The sequence below is a fragment of the Streptomyces sp. NPDC057697 genome (assembly GCF_042799335.1).
Classification (GTDB): domain Bacteria; phylum Actinomycetota; class Actinomycetes; order Streptomycetales; family Streptomycetaceae; genus Streptomyces.
The window spans coordinates 311,340-328,315 of sequence record NZ_JBHVJA010000001.1 but is presented as its reverse complement, the minus strand read 5'-3'; the positions used below and the strand labels follow the sequence as shown (position 1 = coordinate 328,315).

The window sequence follows — 16,976 nt, the reverse complement described above, 5'->3', positions numbered from 1 at the left end:
CCAAGCCCGGCCCCGAACCGACCCACCCCCGAACCGGCCCCCGGTCAGCCCTGTCCGCGTGACGGGCGCCGTAGCCATGCCGCCCATCGGTCCCGGCCCCACAGCGCCGTCCACCGTTCGGTGACCGTTGCCCAGCGGTCCGAGGCCGCCCAGATCACCCGAACGGCCGAGCGCGGTGCCACGACCGCCCGGATCCGGGTGATCCGTCCGGCGGAGGCCCGCAGACCGGCGCGTACCGTCTCCACGTCCTCGGCCAGCCCGGTGCTCGCCCGGGGCTGCGGGGCGTAGAGGACCTGCTCCACCGCCCCGGCGACCCGGTGCACCGCGGCGGCCGCCTCGGGCTCCAGCCGCCCCAGCCGCACCACCCGGGCCGCCGCCTTGCGCGGGGTCCGGGATTCGTCCGGCTCGATGCCGTGGTCCCAGGCCGTGTCGGTGATCTCCCGCCAGGCCGCGAGCGTGCCGGTCGTCTCGTGCGCCGGTGCGCGGCCGGTACCGCCGGCGCGGCCCGCCCCGGGGGAGGTGACGCCGCGTCCCGCGCCCGGCGTGCGCCCGGTCGAGAGGCCCAGCCTTCGCCTGCGTGTCCGGAGCCGCCAGAGCAGCGGCAGCAGGGGCAGCGCGAGGACCGCGGCGGCGAGCAGGACCAGGCCGACGACGGTGCCCGCAGGCGTCCCGGAATCCGTCGGAGGTGCCACCCCCGGAGCCGCCGCGCTGTCGCACTCGCCCTGCTTGCGCAGCTGTGCCGGGCAGCTGTCCGGCGCGGACGGCGCGACCGAGGGAGCCGCAGAGGCGCCCTTCTCGGGCCGGGCCGGGACCTCCGTGTCACCCGTGGGGGTCTCCTCCTGGGCGTACGTCGGTGTGCTGCCCCGCGTCGGAGTCGGCTCGAACCGGGTCCAACCGGCGCCCTCGAAGTACAGCTCGGGCCAGGCGTGCGCGTCGCGCAGCCCCACCGAGACGGACCCGTCCGACTGCCCGGTGCCGGGGGTGAAGCCCACCGCGACCCGGGCCGGAATGCCCAGCGTCCGGGCCATCGCCGCCATCGCGAAGGAGAAGTGGACGCAGAAGCCCTTCCGGTCCTTCAGGAACCGGCTGATCGCCGCGCTCCCGGTGCCCGAGTTCACCGAGGTGTCGTAGGTGAAGCCGCCGTCCAGGGCGAAGTAGTCCTGGAGCTTCACCGCCCGCTCGTAATCGTTGGCGGCACCCTTGGTCACCTTCTGCGCGGTCTCCTCGACCACCTTCGGCAGGGAGCCCGGGACACGGGTGTACTCGCGTCGCAGAGCGGCCGGGGCGGGGCTCGCCGCGGCGAGCTGCTCGGCGGTCGGCTCGACCACCAGACTGGTGACCTGGTACTGGGCGCCGCGGGTCGTCTCCCCGCGGTCACCGACGAGCGTCCGCCCCTCCGGTTCGTACCGCCAGCGCCCGTCGATCCTGACCTCGGTCGCCGGGTAGGGGAGCGGCAGATAGGTCTGCCGGTAGGAGCCGGAGGCGGAGATGTTCGTCCTGATCTCCGTGACCGCCACGTCCGGACCGAGGCCCGCCGGGGCCGGGAGCCGCTTCGGTACGTCCTTCAGACGGCGGGTGGAGGGCCGCCACTTGCTCCCGTTGAACTGGTCCAGGGCCAGGATCCGCAGATAGAAGTCCTGCGGGGCGCCGGAATTGGTGCGGTAGGACATCACCTGCCGGTTCTCCGGCTGGTTCAGATTGTCCTGGAGCGAGACCAGCGGGTTCACCGCGGAGATGGTGCCGCCGCCCCCCTTGCCGGCCCCGTCGCCGCCCGCACCGGCCAGCAGCCCGCCGTCGAGCCCCGGCAGCACCGCCGGGACGACCAGCGAGACGCCCAGGGCCAGCGCGCCGATGCGGCGACCGGTGCGGACCGGGGCCGTCGGCCGCCCGCCCGACAGCGCCGCACCGACCGCAGACCCCCCGGGGGACCTGGCGGCCGCGCCGCTGAAGACCCGCCCCCACTGCGAGAGCCGGTCCCGGCCCTCGGCCAGCAGGAGCAGCAGATAGCCGCCGGCCGCCAGCAGGAACCAGAGCCAGTCGGCCCCGCCCTCGGACAGCCCGGCGGCCACCGAGTAGAGCGCGAGCAGCGGCAGACCGGCCGGGGCCGCGCTGCGGAACGTCACGGCGAGGGCGTCCACGGCCAGTCCGACCAGCAGCACACCGCCGATCAGCATCAGCCGGATGCCGTCCGTCACCGGAGCCGGAGCGGCGTACTTGCCCACGTCCTCGGCGCCCGCGGCCAGCAGGTGCCCGAGGCGCTGGACGGCCTCCGGGCCGGGCAGCAGACCGGCCACCGCCTGCTGCCTGGCGAACACCACGGTCAGCACGACCAGCGTGACCACCGCCTGCGCCATGAGGACCAGCGCGCGGGGCACGGGCGCCCGGCGGACGAGCAGTCCCGTCCCGCTCTGGACCGCCAGCAGGAACGTGGCCTGCACGATCCATCCGGCCGGCTCCACCAGCGGCAGCATCGAGGCCGCCGCCATCAGCGTCGCCGCGAAGGCGCACAGCGCCAGCCGACCACGACCGCTCATGACCATCCCCCGGAGAATCCCGTCGTCCCGCCCGTCGCGGCCGACCGCGCCGCCTCGCCCTGGTGCCCCGCCTGCTGCCAGCAGTGGGCAAGACCGGCCCCCGGCGGCACCGCCACCACCGTCCAGCCCGATTCACGCAGCAGCCTCAGCCGTCGTTCGGACGCCGCCTCCGCCCCCGGCGGAGGGACATCCCCCTGCTCCCAGTCCGCGCTGTCCAGGACGAACGCGACGGCCCCGCCGCTGCGCTGCCGCATCCGGGCCGCCACCGCCGCCTGCTCCTCGTCCAGATCGCCGAAGAACGCGATCAGCAGCCCCTCGTTGCCACCGCGCAGCACGTCGTACGCGCGCGACAGACCACTGCCGTCGGAGTGGTCGACCATCGCCAGGGTGTCGAGCATCAGCCCCGCCGAGTCGGCGGACTCCTGCGTCGATCCGGCGAAGCCGCCCGCCCCCTCGCCCGGCACCGCGCTCCCGTCGTCGGTCAGCAGCCGTACGGCGAAACCGCGCTCCAGCATGTGCGTCAGCACGGACGCGGCCCCGGACACCGCCCACTCGAAGGCGGAGTCCGGCCCCGTCCCCCGGTAGCCGACCCGTCGGGTGTCCAGCAGCACCGTGCACCTGGCCCGCTGCGGCTGCTCCTCGCGGCGCACCATCAGTTCGCCGTAGCGCGCGGTCGAGCGCCAGTGGACCCGGCGCAGATCGTCACCGTGCCGGTAGCCGCGCGGGATCACGTCGTCGTCACCGGCCAGCGCCAGCGAGCGCTGCCGCCCCTCGCCGTACCCCGTGGCCTCGCCCGCCAGCCGCACCGGCGGCAGCGGCTCGGTCCGCGGAATCACGACGAGGGTGTCGTACGCGCTGAACGAACGGGTCAGCTCGCACATCCCGAAGGGGTCGCTCAGCCGCAGTTGCAACGGCCCGAGCGGATAGCAGCCGCGCAGATCCGACCGCACCCGGTAGGACACCTCGCGACGGCCGCCCGTCTCCACCCGGTCCAGCACGAACCGGGGTCGCGGCCCGAGCACGTAGGGCACCCGGTCCTGGAGCATCAGCAGCCCGGTGGGCATCCGCGACACGTTGTCCATCCGCAGGTGGACGCGCGCCTCCGAGCCCGCCGGGACCCGGGACGGCGTGAGCCGCCGGGTCCCCGCGACCCGGTACCGCGTGCGCACGAGCACCACCGCGCAGACCAGCGGCAGCGCGGCCAGCAGCAGTCCGACCCGCAGCAAATCCGCCTGCCCGAGCACATAGGCGCAGACCGCCGCGGCGACTCCGGCCGCCAGAAAGGACCGTCCGCGCGTGGTCAGCCCGCTCAGGGCATCCCGCAGACCGCCCTTCTCGTCACCGTCGTCCATCGCGGCCGGCCCCCCGGCGGCCATCACGCCCGCCGTGCGCCGGGCTGCCGGCGCCCGTACGCCGGACGGTCCGGCTGCGGGGGCCGCGGCTGGGCGACACCGCCGTCGGCGGTGGGGACCGGTGTCTGCTGGAGGATCTCCAGGACGACCTGTTCGGCGGTACGGCGGTTCAGCTGGGCCTGGGCCGTCGGCAGCAGCCGGTGCGCGAGCACCGCGACCGCCAGCGCCTGCACGTCGTCGGGGAGGCAGTAGTCGCGGCCGCTCAGCGCCGCGGAGGCCTTCGCCGCGCGCAGCAGATGCAGGGTGGCCCGGGGCGAGGCACCGAGCCGGAGATCGGGATGGTCGCGGGTGGCCCCGACCAGCTCCACCGCGTACCGCCGTACGGCGTCGGCCACATGGACCGTGCGCACCGCGTCTATCAGCTTCACCACGTCGTGCGCGTGTGCCACCGGCTGGAGGTCGTCGAGCGGCGAGAGGCCGCCGTGCACGTCGAGCATCCGCAGTTCGGCGTCGGCACTCGGATAGCCGATCGACACCCGCGCCATGAACCGGTCGCGCTGGGCCTCGGGCAGCGGATAGGTGCCCTCCATCTCCACCGGGTTCTGGGTGGCCACCACCATGAACGGATCGGGCAGCTCGTAGCTGTGCCCGTCGATGGTGACCTGGCGCTCCTCCATGGACTCCAGCAGCGCCGACTGGGTCTTCGGCGAGGCGCGGTTGATCTCGTCGCCGATCACGACCTGGGCGAAGATCGCGCCCGGCTTGAACTCGAAGTCGCGCCGCTGCTGGTCGAAGACGGACACACCGGTGATGTCCGACGGCAGCAGGTCCGGCGTGAACTGGATGCGCCGCACCGAGCAGTCGATGGACCGGGCCAGCGCCTTGGCCAGCATCGTCTTGCCGACCCCGGGGACGTCCTCGATGAGGAGGTGCCCCTCCGCCAGCAGCACGGTCAGAGAAAGCCGTACGACCTCGGGCTTGCCCTCGATCACGCTCTCCACCGACCTGCGCACCCGCTCCGCAGTCGTGGTCAGATCTGTGAGGCTCGCTCGATCGTCATAGGTCGTCACCCGGCCCTCCTCGGCCCTGCCCCGTGCTCGCAAGAAGCAGGGGATACCCCATTCACGGGCCGACGCGCGCAGCGGTCCGGCCCACCCCGAAACACGGACACCCCATCCGGAAACGTCCGGCGGGATGTCACATGCGCATTCTTGTTGCCGTTACCGCTTCGTGTCACTTGCCTGTGGACAAACGAGGGCGATATGCCGGTTTCGGTGGGGTTTTCGGTTCCGGGAGGGCGGCATTCGGCCGGTCAGGAGGTGGGAAGGATCTCCCGCAGCAGACCGGTGGTCACATCGAAGACGAAGCCGCGGACGTCATCGGTGTGGAGCAGGAAGGGAGAGGTGCGCACCCGCTGCATCGACTGCCGTACGTCCTGGTCGGCGTCCTTGTACGCCTCGACCGCCCAGACCGGACGCTGGCCGACCTCGGCCTCCAGCTCCTGGCGGAATTCCTCGGTGATCGACTCCAGACCGCAGTTGGTGTGGTGGATCAGTATGACGCTGCGGGTGCCGAGGGCCCGCTGGCTGATGGTCAGCGAACGGATCACGTCGTCGGTGACCACGCCGCCCGCGTTGCGGATGGTGTGGCAGTCGCCGAGGGACAGGCCGAGGGCGTCGTGCAGGTCGAGCCGGGCGTCCATGCAGGCGACCACGGCCACGCGCAGCACGGGCTTGGCGTCCATGCCCGGGTCCTCGAATCCGGCGGCGTACCGGACGTTCGCCTCGACGAGGTCGTCGGTGACCGTGCTCCCGGTGAGCGTCCGGTCGGTCGTGGAGGGGCCGGCGGTGGAGTGCGCAGAAGTCGACATGGCTATGACGTTAGCTCCCGCACCTCCTCCCGTCGTGCTGTGGGAAGGGACAAAGAACGTCATCGGGTCTTGTTGTGAGGCAACCCACAAGCCTCGCAGCACTGGTTCGAGCGGGTGAACAGGGGGCGGGGCGACGCGCAGCCGGGTTGATTGATCGGGAATCGATCGAATGGCAGGGTGGACTAAAGTGACGGGAAGTTACCGACACCCTGCACATTCCGAAGATTTCCCCTGTGTGTGCGGCGTACGTACGGGCCCGGCCCTCTCCCGCTCGCCGGTCGGCCGGCGCCCCTTCCCCGGCGCCTGTCGACCTCCCCTTCTGAGCGGGCGGGGACCAGGCCGTACGTGCGGCCACACGGGACCTGAGCCTGAGAGGGCGCATGAGCCAGACCCGACACGTCCCGGTGATGCTCCAGCGGTGCCTGGACCTGTTGGCCCCGGCTCTGGAGGCGCCGGGGCCGCAGGCGCCCGTGGTCGTCGACTGCACCCTCGGCCTCGGCGGGCACAGCGAGGCGCTGCTCTCCGCCTTCCCGTCCGCGCGCCTGATCGCGCTGGACCGGGACAAGGAGGCGCTGCGGCTCTCCGGCGAGCGGCTCGCCCCGTACGGCGACCGGGCCACCCTGGTGCACGCCGTCTACGACGAGCTGCCCGAGGTGCTCGACAGGCTCGGCACCCCGAAGGTCCAGGGCGTCCTGTTCGACCTCGGTGTCTCCTCCATGCAGCTGGACGAGGCGGACCGCGGATTCGCTTACGCCCAGGACGCCCCGCTCGACATGCGGATGGACCAGACGACCGGCATCGGCGCGGCCGAGGTGCTCAACACCTATCCGCCCGGCGAGCTGGTCCGGATCCTGCGGGCGTACGGCGAGGAGAAGCAGGCCAAACGGATCGTCTCCGCGATCGTGCGCGAGCGCGAGAAGGAGCCGTTCAGCAACAGCGCCCGGCTCGTCGAGCTGATCCGCGACTCGCTGCCCCAGGCCGCCAAGCGCACCGGCGGCAACCCCGCCAAGCGGACCTTCCAGGCGCTGCGCATCGAGGTCAACGGCGAGCTCACCGTCCTGGAGCGGGCCATTCCGGCCGCCGTGCGGAGCCTCGCGGTCGGCGGCCGCATCGCCGTCCTCTCGTACCACTCGCTGGAGGACCGGCTGGTCAAGCAGGTGTTCGCGGCGGGCGCCGCCACCACGGCGCCGCCCGGCCTGCCGGTCGTCCCCGAGCGCTACCAGCCCCGGCTGAAGCTGCTGACCCGCGGCGCGGAGCTGCCCACGGAGGAGGAGGTCGCCGAGAACCGGCGCGCCGCCCCCGCCCGGCTGCGCGGTGCCCAGCGGATCCGCGAGGAGGAGCGATGAGCGTCGCGCGACCGGAGGGCCGGACACCGATGACGAGGCACGGGGCGGCGCGGTGAGAGGACCGGCCGGACAGCTGAGAGGACGCGCCGCGCGGCTCGTCCGGCTGATGCCGTCCGGGCCCAGCAACGCGGCCCGTACGCCCTTCGTCCTGCTGGTCGTGGTGCTGCTCGGCGGCGGCCTGATCACGCTCCTGGTGCTCAACTCGGCCCTCAACGAAGGGTCGTTCAGGCTGAGCGAGCTGAAGAAGCGGACCACCGGGCTCACCGACGAGCAACAGGCCCTCCAGCACGACGTCGACAACTTCTCCAAGCCGGACGCCCTGGAGCGGCGGGCCCGCGAACTGGGCATGGTGCCCGGCGGCAGCCCCGCCTTCCTGAATCCGGACGGCACGGTCCGGGGCGTACCCGCCGAGACCACGGCCGAGCCGACCCCGACCCCCACCCCGCCGCAGCCGAAGAGCAGCCCACCGGCGGCGCCCGGCGCGACCGCGTCCACGGCGGCCACGCCCACCACGACCGCCACCGCGTCCGCCACCGGCGCCCCGCCCCCGGTCACCACCCAGGTCGCACCCTCTCCGGCAGCGATGGATCCGGCCTCGGCGCCCTCGTTCGGCCGGCCGGGCGCCGCCGCGCAGCCCAGCACCTTCACGCCCCCGCCCGCCGGGGCGCTCACCCCGGCAGACACGCCCTCGACGAGCCCCGGCAGGTGACGCAGTGCCGCCCAAGGATCCACCGCGCCGCCGAGTCCCCGGCCCCGCGCGCCCCCGCGGCGCCGGCGGCGGCCAGGGGCGCCCGAGGCCCGCTGCCCGCCGCGGGTCCTCCCCGGCACCACGCCCCCGCCCGGCGGGCGGCCGGGGCCCGAACCGGCTGCGGCTCGGCAGCCCGCGGCCCCGGCTCCGGCTGGTCGGCCTCGCGCTGACGCTGGTCATGCTGACCTTCGTCGTCCGGCTGCTCCAGGTCCAGGCCGTCGACGCCAGCGCGTACGCGGCCAAGGCCAAGGAGAACCGCTACCTCAGCTACACGATCTCCGCCGAGCGCGGCGAGATCACCGACCGCAGCGGAATCGCCCTGGCCACCAGCGTCGACGCGTACAACATCACCGCCGACCCCTCGATGTTCACGCCCGGCTTCAGCAAGGCCCCCGACGCGCCCCGGCAGGCGGCGGCGCTCCTCGCCCCGATCCTCCGTACGGACGCCGCCGAGCTGACCCGGAAGCTGTCCGGGAAGGGCCGATACGTCGTCCTGGCCCGCCGCCGGACCCCGCAGGTCTGGAACCAGATCAAGGACCTGAAGTCCGTCTTCGCCGAGAAGGCGGCCAAGGACCGGGCGGGCGGCGGCGCCGGAGCCAATGTGCTGGCCGGGGTCTTCCAGGAGGCGACCACCAAACGGGTCTACCCCAACGGAGGTCTCGCCGCCGGGATACTGGGTTACGTCAACGCCGACGGCAAGGGCGCGGGCGGCCTCGAATCGCAGCTGGACAAGGAGCTCGCGGGCGAGGACGGCAAGATCAGGTACGCCCAGGCGGGCGGCCGGCGGGTGCCCACCGCGGGCACCAAGGAGGTCCCGGCCGTCCCCGGGGCCGACATCGAGCTGACCATCGACCGCGACATCCAGTGGGCCGCCCAGCAGGCCATCGCCGACCAGGTGAAGAAGTCCAAGGCCGACCGCGGCTATGTGATCGTCCAGAACACCAGGACCGGCGAGGTGCTCGCCATGGCCAACGCGCCCGGATTCGACCCCAACGACCTCTCGCAGGCCGACGCCGCCTCCCTGGGCAACGCGGCCCTCCAGGACGTCTACGAGCCCGGCTCCACCAGCAAGGTCATGTCCATGGCCGCGGTGCTGGAGGAGGGGGCCGCCACCCCGGGCACCCATGTCACCGTCCCCAACCGGCTGCACCGCGGCGACCGGCTCTTCAAGGACGACATCGACCACGCCACCTGGTACCTGACGCTCAACGGCGTACTCGCCAAGTCCAGCAACATCGGCACCATCCTGGCCACCGGCGAACTGGGCAAGACGCAGGCCCAGGCCAACAAGGTCCTCTACTCCTACCTGCGCAAGTTCGGGATCGGCTCCCCGACCGGACTCGGCTACCCGGGCGAGACCCCCGGCATCCTCGCCAAGCCCGGGGACTGGTCGACCTCGCAGCAGTACACGATCCCCTTCGGCCAGGGCCTCTCGCTCAACGCCATGCAGGCCGCCTCCATCTACTCCACGATCGCCAACGACGGGGTCCGCGTCACGCCCACGCTGGTACGCGGCACCCGGGGCGCCGACGGCCGCTTCGAGGCCGCCGCACCGCCCGAACGGACCAGGGTGGTCAGCGCCAGGACCGCCAAGACGCTCGCCTCCATGCTGGAGTCGGTGGTCGGCGACGAGGAGGGCACCGGGACGAAGGCCAAGATCCCGGGCTACCGGGTGGCGGGCAAGACCGGTACGGCCAACCGGGTCGACCCGGTGCGCGGCGGCTACCACGGCTACACCGCGTCCTTCGCGGGCTTCGCCCCCGCCGACGACCCGCAGATCACCGTCTACTGCGCGATCCAGAACCCGACCAAGGGCAGCTACTTCGGCGGCCAGATCTGCGGACCGATCTACAAGCAGGTCATGGAGTTCGCGCTCAAGACCCTCCAGACCCCACCGTCCGGCAGCGAGCCAGCCCGGCTGCCGGTGTCCTTCAAGCCCGGCGAGTGAACTCGGGGAAACCATCCAGTGACAACCATCACGCCCGATCCCGGGAACCGGAACGAGAACCACCGGAACCCCGGCCCCTCACTTCGCGAGAGGCCGGGTGCGCCCGGTACGCTCACCGCCGTGCCCCACGCTGATCACTCCCGAACCACCCAGAAGGCCGCCCCCGTGAACTACCCGGGAGCGCCCCGTCCGGACCGGATCGAGCCCACCGCGCTCGGTGAACTGGCAGCCCGGCTGGGAGTCGAGCCGCCGGGAACCGGCGAGGTCACCGGCATCACCCACGACTCACGGGCGGTACGCCCCGGCGACGTCTACGCGGCCCTGCCGGGCGCCCGCTTCCACGGCGCCGACTTCGCCGCCCAGGCCGCCGACCTCGGCGCCGCGGCGATCCTCACCGACCCGGCGGGCGCCGAACGCGCCGCCGCCACCGGGCTCCCGGTGCTGGTCATCGAGGACCCGCGCGGCCGGATGGGTGAGCTCGCCGCCGAGATCTACGGACGGCCCGGTGCCGACCTCCTCCGGATCGGCATCACCGGAACGTCCGGCAAGACCACCACCGCCTATCTGATCGAGGGAGGATTCCGCGGCGCGGGCCGCGCCACCGGGCTCATCGGCACGGTGGAGACGCGGATCGGCGACGAGCGCATCAAGTCCGAGCGCACCACCCCCGAAGCCACCGATCTCCAGGCCCTGTTCGCCGTCATGCGCGAGCGCGGCGTCGACTCGGTGACCATGGAGGTCTCCAGCCATGCCCTGGTGCTCGGCCGGGTCGACGGCTGCGTCTTCGACGTCGCGGTCTTCAACAACCTCAGCCCGGAACACATGGAGTTCCACTCCGGGATGGAGGACTACTTCCAGGCCAAGGCACAGCTCTTCACCCCCCGGCGCAGCCGGCAGGGCGTCGTCAACTTCGACGACGCGTACGGCCGCAGGCTGATCACCGAGGCATCCGTCCCGGTCGTCACCTTCTCCGCCGAGGGCCACCCGGACGCCGACTGGCGCGCCGAGGACGTCGAGGTCGGGCCGCTCGGCTCCACCTTCACCGTCGTCGGCCCCAAGGGCGAGCGGATCGACGCCAGGGCCCCGCTGCCCGGCCCGTTCAACGTCGCCAACACCCTGGCCGCGATCGTCACGCTCGCCGTCGCGGGCATCGACCCGCAGACCGGGGCCGACGGGGTCGCGGCCGTGCCGGGCGTGCCCGGACGCCTGGAGCGGGTCGACGCCGGACAGCCGTACCTCGCGGTCGTCGACTACGCGCACAAGACCGACGCCGTCGAATCCGTGCTGCGCTCCCTGCGGAAGGTCACCGAGGGCAGCCTGCACATCGTCCTCGGCTGCGGGGGCGACCGCGACACCACCAAGCGCGGCCCGATGGGCGCCGCCGCGGCCCGCCTCGCCGACACCGCCGTACTGACCTCGGACAACCCCCGTTCCGAGGACCCCCTCGGAATCCTCGCCACCATGCTCGCGGGCGCCGCCGAGGTGCCCGTCCACGAGCGGGGCGACGTCCTGGTCGACGCCGACCGGGCCGCCGCCATCGCCGCCGCGGTGGCCCGCGCCGAGCCCGGTGACACCGTGCTCGTCGCCGGCAAGGGCCACGAGCAGGGCCAGGACATCCACGGCGTGGTACGCCCCTTCGACGACCGCGTGGTCCTGCGCGCGGCCATCGAGCAGTCCCTGGGGCACCGGCGCACCGAGAGTGCCGGTCACCGCGCCCACACCCACGAGAACAACAGTCAGGGATGACCGAGTGATCACCCTTTCCCTCGCCGAGATCGCCGAAATCGTCGGCGGGCAGACGCACGACATACCCGATCCGGCGGCAACCGTCAGCGGGCCCGTCGTCATCGACTCCCGAAAGGTGGAACAAGGCAGTCTGTTCGTCGCCTTCGCCGGCGAGCGCGTCGACGGACACGACTACGCCCAGCGCGCCGTCGAGGCGGGTGCCGCAGCCGTGCTGGCCACCCGCCCCGTCGGTGTTCCCGCGATCGTCGTCGACGACGTCGTGGCCGCGCTCGGCGCGCTCGCCCGCACCGTCACCGGCCGCCTCGGCACCGCCGTCGTCGCCCTCACCGGCTCCGCGGGCAAGACCTCCACCAAGGACCTCATCGCCCAGCTCCTCGAACGCAAGGGGCCCACCGTCTACCCGGCGGGCAACCTCAACAACGAGATCGGCCTGCCGCTCACCGCGCTGCGCGCCGCCGAGGACACCCGTCACCTCGTCCTCGAAATGGGTGCACGGTACATCGGGGACATCCGCTACCTCACCGGTCTCGTCCCGCCCCGCGTCGGTCTGGTCCTCAACGTCGGCACCGCCCACATCGGCGAGTTCGGCGGCCGGGAGCAGATCGCCCAGGCCAAGGGCGAGATGGTCGAGTCGCTGCCCGAGGACGGCGTCGCCGTGCTCAACGCCGACGACCCGCTCGTACGCGCGATGTCCTCCCGTACGAAGGCCCGCGTGCTGCTCTTCGGGGAAGCCGCGGAAGCGGACGTACGGGGCGAGAAGGTCCGTCTCACCGAGGACGGACGCCCCGCTTTCCAGCTCCACACACCCACCGGGTGCAGCGACGTGACCATGCGCCTGTACGGTGAGCACCACGTGTCGAACGCGCTCGCCGCGGCCGCCGTCGCCCATGAGTTGGGCCTGTCCGCAGACGAGATCGCCGAAGGGCTCTCCGAGGCGGGCACCCTCTCCCGCTGGCGCATGGAGGTCACCGAGCGTCCGGACGGCGTGACGTTCGTCAATGACGCCTACAACGCGAACCCCGAATCCATGAAAGCCGCGCTGCGCGCGCTGGTCGCCATGGGGAAGGGCCGTCGCACGTGGGCGGTGCTCGGCCAGATGGCCGAGCTCGGCGACGCCTCGCTCGCCGAGCACGACGCGGTCGGACGGCTCGCCGTCCGGCTCAACGTCAGCAAGCTCGTCGCGGTCGGGGGCAGAGAGGCCTCCTGGCTGCAACTGGGCGCATACAACGAGGGTTCGTGGGGTGAGGAGTCGGTGCACGTGTCCGACGCACAGGCCGCGGTCGACCTGTTGCGCAGTGAACTGCGCCCGGGAGACGTCGTGCTGGTGAAGGCGTCCCGGTCGGTCGGCCTGGAGCAGGTCGCCATGGCACTGCTGGAGAACGCGTCCGAGGGCGAGGTCGCCGGCCGATGAGGCAGATCCTCTTCGCGGGGGCCATCGGGCTCTTTCTGACCCTGGTCGGAACTCCGCTGCTGATCAAGCTGCTGGCCCGCAAGGGATACGGGCAGTTCATCCGGGACGACGGCCCGCGTACCCACGGGTCGAAGAAGGGCACGCCCACCATGGGCGGCATCGCCTTCATCCTGGCGACGATCATCGCGTACGTCGCGGCGAAGCTGATCACCGGCGAGGAGATGCGATTCTCCGGCGTGCTGGTGCTCTTCCTGATGGCCGGCATGGGCCTGGTGGGCTTCCTCGACGACTACATCAAGATCGTCAAGCAGCGTTCGCTGGGTCTGCGGGCCAAGGCGAAGATGGCGGGCCAGCTGATCGTGGGCATCGCCTTCGCGGTGCTCTCGCTCCAGTTCGCGGACAAGCACGGCAACACCCCGGCCTCCGACAGGCTGTCGTTCGTCGCGGACTTCGGCTGGTCGATCGGCCCGGTGCTGTTCGTCGTCTGGGCGCTGTTCATGATCCTGGCCATGTCCAACGGCGTGAACCTGACGGACGGTCTGGACGGTCTGGCCACCGGCGCCTCGGTGATGGTCTTCGGCGCGTACACCTTCATCGGGCTGTGGCAGTTCCAGGAGTCCTGCGTCAACGCGGAGACCCTGACCAACCCCAACGCCTGTTTCCAGGTACGCGATCCACTCGACCTCGCGGTCGTCGCCTCGGCGTTGATGGGGGCCTGCTTCGGCTTCCTGTGGTGGAACACCTCGCCCGCCAAGATCTTCATGGGTGACACCGGTTCGCTCGCCCTCGGCGGCGCCCTCGCCGGTCTGGCGATCTGCTCCCGCACCGAGTTCCTGATGGCCATCCTCGGCGGCCTCTTCGTGATGATCACCATGTCCGTGGTCATCCAGGTCGGTTCCTTCAAGATGACCGGCAAGCGGGTCTTCCGCATGGCGCCGCTCCAGCACCACTTCGAACTCAAGGGGTGGTCCGAAGTCCTTGTGGTGGTCCGCTTCTGGATCATCCAGGGCATGTGCGTGATCGTCGGCCTCGGACTCTTCTACGCGGGATGGGCAGCCGAGAAGTGAGCAACCAGGACTGGCAGGGCAAGCACGTCACCGTCGCGGGACTCGGGGTCTCCGGAATCCCCGCGGCCAAGGTGCTGCGCGGCCTCGGGGCCGTCGTCACGGTGGTCGACGACGGGGACGACGAACGTTCCCGTACGCAGGCCGCGGAGCTGGAGGCGCAGGGGATCACCGTGCGCCTCGGCGACGGGGCGACCCTGCCCGAGTCCACCGAGCTCGTCGTCACCGCGCCGGGCTGGCAGCCCGACAAGCCGCTCTTCGCCGCAGCCGCCGCGGCGGGCGTCCCCGTCTGGGGCGACGTCGAACTCGCCTGGCGGCTGCGGGGGCCCGGCGCGGCCCCGTGGCTCGCGGTCACCGGCACCAACGGCAAGACCACGACGGTACGGATGCTCGCCTCGATCCTGGAGGCGGCCGGACTGCGCACCGCGGCCGTCGGCAACATCGGCGTCTCGCTCCTGGACGCCGTCCTCGGCGACCAGGAGTACGACGTGCTCGCCGTCGAGCTGTCCAGCTACCAGCTGCACTGGGCGCCCTCGCTGCGCGCCGACTCCGCCGCCGTCCTCAACCTGGCACCGGACCATCTCGACTGGCACGGTTCCATGCAGGCGTACGCCGCCGACAAGGGCCGGGTCTACGAGGGCAACCGGGTCGCCTGCGTGTACAACGCGGCCGACCCGGCGACCGAGGAGCTGGTCCGCGAGGCCGACGTCGAGGAGGGCTGCCGGGCCATCGGCTTCACCCTGGGCACCCCGGGCCCGTCCCAGCTGGGTGTCGTCGACGGCATCCTCGTCGACCGCGCCTTCGTGGCGAACCGGCAGAAGCAGGCCCAGGAGCTCGCCGAGGTCGAGGACATCGACCCGCCGGCCCCGCACAACATCGCCAACGCCCTCGCGGCGGCGGCCCTGGCCCGCGCCTTCGGCGTCGAGCCCGCAGCCGTGCGCGACGGGCTGCGGGCCTTCCGCCCCGACCCGCACCGCATCGAGAAGGTCGCGGACGTCGCCGGGGTCGCGTACGTCGACGACTCCAAGGCCACCAACACCCACGCCGCCGAAGCCTCCCTGGCGGCGTACGACCCGGTCGTCTGGATCGCCGGCGGCCTCGCCAAGGGCGCCACCTTCGACGAGCTGGTGACCGGGGCCGCCGGGCGGCTGCGGGGCGCCGTCCTGATCGGCCGGGACCGGGAACTGATCCGCGAAGCCCTCGCGCGACACGCCCCCGAGGTCCCGGTCGTCGACCTCGACCGGACCGACACTGGGGCGATGGCCGAGGCGGTCCGCGAGGCGGCACGGCTCGCCAGGCCGGGAGACACCGTACTGATGGCCCCGGCCTGCGCCTCGATGGACATGTTCGTCAACTACAACAAGCGGGGCGAGGCGTTCGCGGACGCGGTCCGCGCACTCACCGCCGAGAGCGCCTGACGGGCCCGGCCCCCGCGCCGTACCGTCACGGCCGTCGGCCCTCGGCGGCGGTCCCGGGTACGAGCAGTGGAGGGGACAGCGACAATGCCGGCCGAAGAGAGCTCCGCCCGGCCCCGTGAGGTCCGCTCACGGGCCGCCGAGGCGATCAGCCGGGCACTCGCCCCGCCCCTGCTCGCGGGGGCGGGCGCGGGCGCCCCGGTGCCGCTCGGCGCCGCCCTCAGGGTCCGCTCGGCCGCCGGCTCCCGGCGCCCCGCGGCCCCGCGCTCCGAGGGCCGCGCCGCGGGCGGTGGCCCGCGCGCTCCCCGGGGCGGTGCGCGGCGGCTCCAGGAACGGATGCGCAGGGCCTGGGACCGCCCTCTGACCGCGTACTACCTGATCCTGGGCGCGGGCCTGCTGATCACCGTGCTCGGCCTGGTGATGGTCTACTCCGCCTCGATGATCAAGGCCCTGGAGCTGGACAAACCGGGCACCTACTTCTTCCGTAAACAGTTCCTCGCCGCCGTCATCGGCGCCGGACTGATGGCGCTCGCCGCCCGGATGCCCGCCAGACTGCACCGGGCGTTCGCCTACCCGATGCTCATGGGAACCGTCTTCCTGATGGTGCTGGTCCAGGTGCCGGGGATAGGGATGTCGGTCAACGGCAACCGGAACTGGCTCTACCTGGGCGGCCCCTTCCAGCTCCAGCCCAGCGAGTTCGGCAAGCTCGCCCTGGTCCTGTGGGGCGCGGACCTGCTCGCCCGCAAACAGGACAAGCGGCTGCTGACGCAGTGGAAACACCTGCTCGTCCCGCTCGTCCCGGTGGCCTTCATGCTCCTCGGGCTGATCATGCTCGGCGGCGACATGGGCACTGCGATCATTCTCACCGCGATCCTGTTCGGACTGCTCTGGCTGGCCGGTGCGCCCACCCGGCTCTTCGGCGGGGTGCTCGGCTTCGCCGCGCTGATCGCCTTCCTGCTGATCAAGACCAGTCCGAACCGGATGTCCAGGCTCGCCTGCATCGGCGCCAGCGAGCCGGGTCCGGGGGACTCCTGCTGGCAGGCGGTGCACGGCATCTATGCTCTGGCATCCGGCGGATGGTTCGGTTCCGGGCTCGGTGCGAGTGTGGAAAAATGGGGTCAACTGCCTGAACCGCACACCGACTTCATCTTCGCCATCACCGGGGAGGAACTGGGGTTGGCGGGGACGCTGTCGGTACTCGCCCTCTTCGCGGCTCTAGGCTATGCGGGTATCCGCGTGGCCGGACGCACGGAGGACCCCTTCGTGAGGTACGCCGCGGGAGGTGTGACCACCTGGATCACGGTGCAGGCCGTGATCAACATCGGTGCGGTGCTCGGCCTGCTGCCGATCGCCGGTGTCCCGCTCCCGCTGTTCTCCTACGGAGGATCGGCCCTGCTGCCGGCCATGTTCGCCGTCGGGCTGCTGATCGCGTTCGCGCGAGAGGATCCCGCGGCGAAGGCGGCCCTGGCCGTGCGGAGACCCGGGGTGAGATGGAAGACGATGAGACGGCGCGTCAAGAAGCGTCCGTCCGGAGAGCGGTGA

General features: G+C 72.3%; 12 protein-coding genes. 8 read left to right on the top strand and 4 right to left on the bottom strand.

From position 1 onward, the window contains the following. Positions 1-44: 44 nt before the first annotated feature. From ACFVFH_RS01475 to ACFVFH_RS01460, 4 genes are all read right to left on the bottom strand, one after another. Positions 45-2,534 carry a DUF3488 and DUF4129 domain-containing transglutaminase family protein gene (locus ACFVFH_RS01475; protein WP_383761806.1) on the bottom strand — a complete coding sequence of 830 codons (2,490 nt, stop codon included), beginning with the start codon at positions 2,532-2,534 and terminating at the stop codon, positions 45-47. Beyond that, complete coding sequence (locus ACFVFH_RS01470) at positions 2,531-3,910, bottom strand: DUF58 domain-containing protein (RefSeq protein WP_383761803.1); 1,380 nt, start codon at positions 3,908-3,910, stop codon at positions 2,531-2,533. The genes ACFVFH_RS01475 and ACFVFH_RS01470 overlap by 4 nt, the downstream gene beginning before the upstream one ends. Continuing rightward, a complete protein-coding gene (locus tag ACFVFH_RS01465) occupies positions 3,910-4,956 on the bottom strand; it encodes an AAA family ATPase (RefSeq protein ID WP_383761800.1) in 1,047 nt (348 codons plus the stop codon). Before ACFVFH_RS01465 ends, ACFVFH_RS01470 begins: the two co-directional genes overlap by 1 nt. 242 nt (positions 4,957-5,198) lie before the next feature. Beyond that, positions 5,199-5,756 (bottom strand): beta-class carbonic anhydrase, encoded by a 558-nt coding sequence (locus ACFVFH_RS01460; RefSeq protein ID WP_383761797.1) that lies wholly within the window; start codon positions 5,754-5,756, stop codon positions 5,199-5,201. A gap of 380 nt (positions 5,757-6,136) precedes the next feature. Between ACFVFH_RS01460 and rsmH the strand changes: the two genes are divergently transcribed. The 8 genes from rsmH (at position 6,137) to ftsW (ending at position 16,976) form a co-directional block, all read left to right on the top strand. Further along, positions 6,137-7,102 (top strand): 16S rRNA (cytosine(1402)-N(4))-methyltransferase RsmH, encoded by a 966-nt coding sequence (rsmH, locus tag ACFVFH_RS01455; RefSeq protein WP_344516374.1) that lies wholly within the window; start codon positions 6,137-6,139, stop codon positions 7,100-7,102. A 52-nt stretch (positions 7,103-7,154) separates the two neighbouring features. After that, positions 7,155-7,811 (top strand): septum formation initiator family protein, encoded by a 657-nt coding sequence (locus ACFVFH_RS01450; RefSeq protein ID WP_383761794.1) that lies wholly within the window; start codon positions 7,155-7,157, stop codon positions 7,809-7,811. Between the two features lie 4 nt (positions 7,812-7,815). After that, positions 7,816-9,798 carry a penicillin-binding transpeptidase domain-containing protein gene (locus ACFVFH_RS01445; RefSeq protein ID WP_383761792.1) on the top strand — a complete coding sequence of 661 codons (1,983 nt, stop codon included), beginning with the start codon at positions 7,816-7,818 and terminating at the stop codon, positions 9,796-9,798. Between the two features lie 18 nt (positions 9,799-9,816). Continuing rightward, complete coding sequence (locus ACFVFH_RS01440) at positions 9,817-11,544, top strand: UDP-N-acetylmuramoyl-L-alanyl-D-glutamate--2,6-diaminopimelate ligase (protein WP_383761789.1); 1,728 nt, start codon at positions 9,817-9,819, stop codon at positions 11,542-11,544. Positions 11,545-11,548: 4 nt separating this feature from the next. Continuing rightward, positions 11,549-12,955, top strand: a complete 1,407-nt coding sequence (gene murF / locus ACFVFH_RS01435; RefSeq protein WP_383761786.1) for a UDP-N-acetylmuramoyl-tripeptide--D-alanyl-D-alanine ligase — start codon at positions 11,549-11,551, stop codon at positions 12,953-12,955. Beyond that, positions 12,952-14,022 carry a phospho-N-acetylmuramoyl-pentapeptide-transferase gene (mraY, locus tag ACFVFH_RS01430; RefSeq protein WP_383761784.1) on the top strand — a complete coding sequence of 357 codons (1,071 nt, stop codon included), beginning with the start codon at positions 12,952-12,954 and terminating at the stop codon, positions 14,020-14,022. Before murF ends, mraY begins: the two co-directional genes overlap by 4 nt. Continuing rightward, complete coding sequence (gene murD, locus ACFVFH_RS01425; RefSeq protein ID WP_383761781.1) at positions 14,004-15,437, top strand: UDP-N-acetylmuramoyl-L-alanine--D-glutamate ligase; 1,434 nt, start codon at positions 14,004-14,006, stop codon at positions 15,435-15,437. Before mraY ends, murD begins: the two co-directional genes overlap by 19 nt. Positions 15,438-15,521: 84 nt before the next feature. Beyond that, the gene (gene ftsW / locus ACFVFH_RS01420; RefSeq protein ID WP_383761778.1) at positions 15,522-16,976 is read left to right on the top strand and encodes a putative lipid II flippase FtsW; all 1,455 of its coding nucleotides are present in this window, start codon (positions 15,522-15,524) and stop codon (positions 16,974-16,976) included.

Excerpts from the sequence above, each read along its gene's own strand:
- rsmH (WP_344516374.1), top strand. The coding sequence starts at position 6,137 with ATGAGCCAGACCCGACACGTCCCGGTGATGCTCCAGCGGTGCCTGGAC.
- ACFVFH_RS01475 (WP_383761806.1), bottom strand. The coding sequence starts at position 2,534 with ATGAGCGGTCGTGGTCGGCTGGCGCTGTGCGCCTTCGCGGCGACGCTG.
- mraY (WP_383761784.1), top strand. The coding sequence starts at position 12,952 with ATGAGGCAGATCCTCTTCGCGGGGGCCATCGGGCTCTTTCTGACCCTG.
- ftsW (WP_383761778.1), top strand. The coding sequence starts at position 15,522 with ATGCCGGCCGAAGAGAGCTCCGCCCGGCCCCGTGAGGTCCGCTCACGG.
- murD (WP_383761781.1), top strand. The coding sequence starts at position 14,004 with ATGGGCAGCCGAGAAGTGAGCAACCAGGACTGGCAGGGCAAGCACGTC.
- ACFVFH_RS01470 (WP_383761803.1), bottom strand. The coding sequence starts at position 3,910 with ATGGCCGCCGGGGGGCCGGCCGCGATGGACGACGGTGACGAGAAGGGC.
- ACFVFH_RS01460 (WP_383761797.1), bottom strand. The coding sequence starts at position 5,756 with ATGTCGACTTCTGCGCACTCCACCGCCGGCCCCTCCACGACCGACCGG.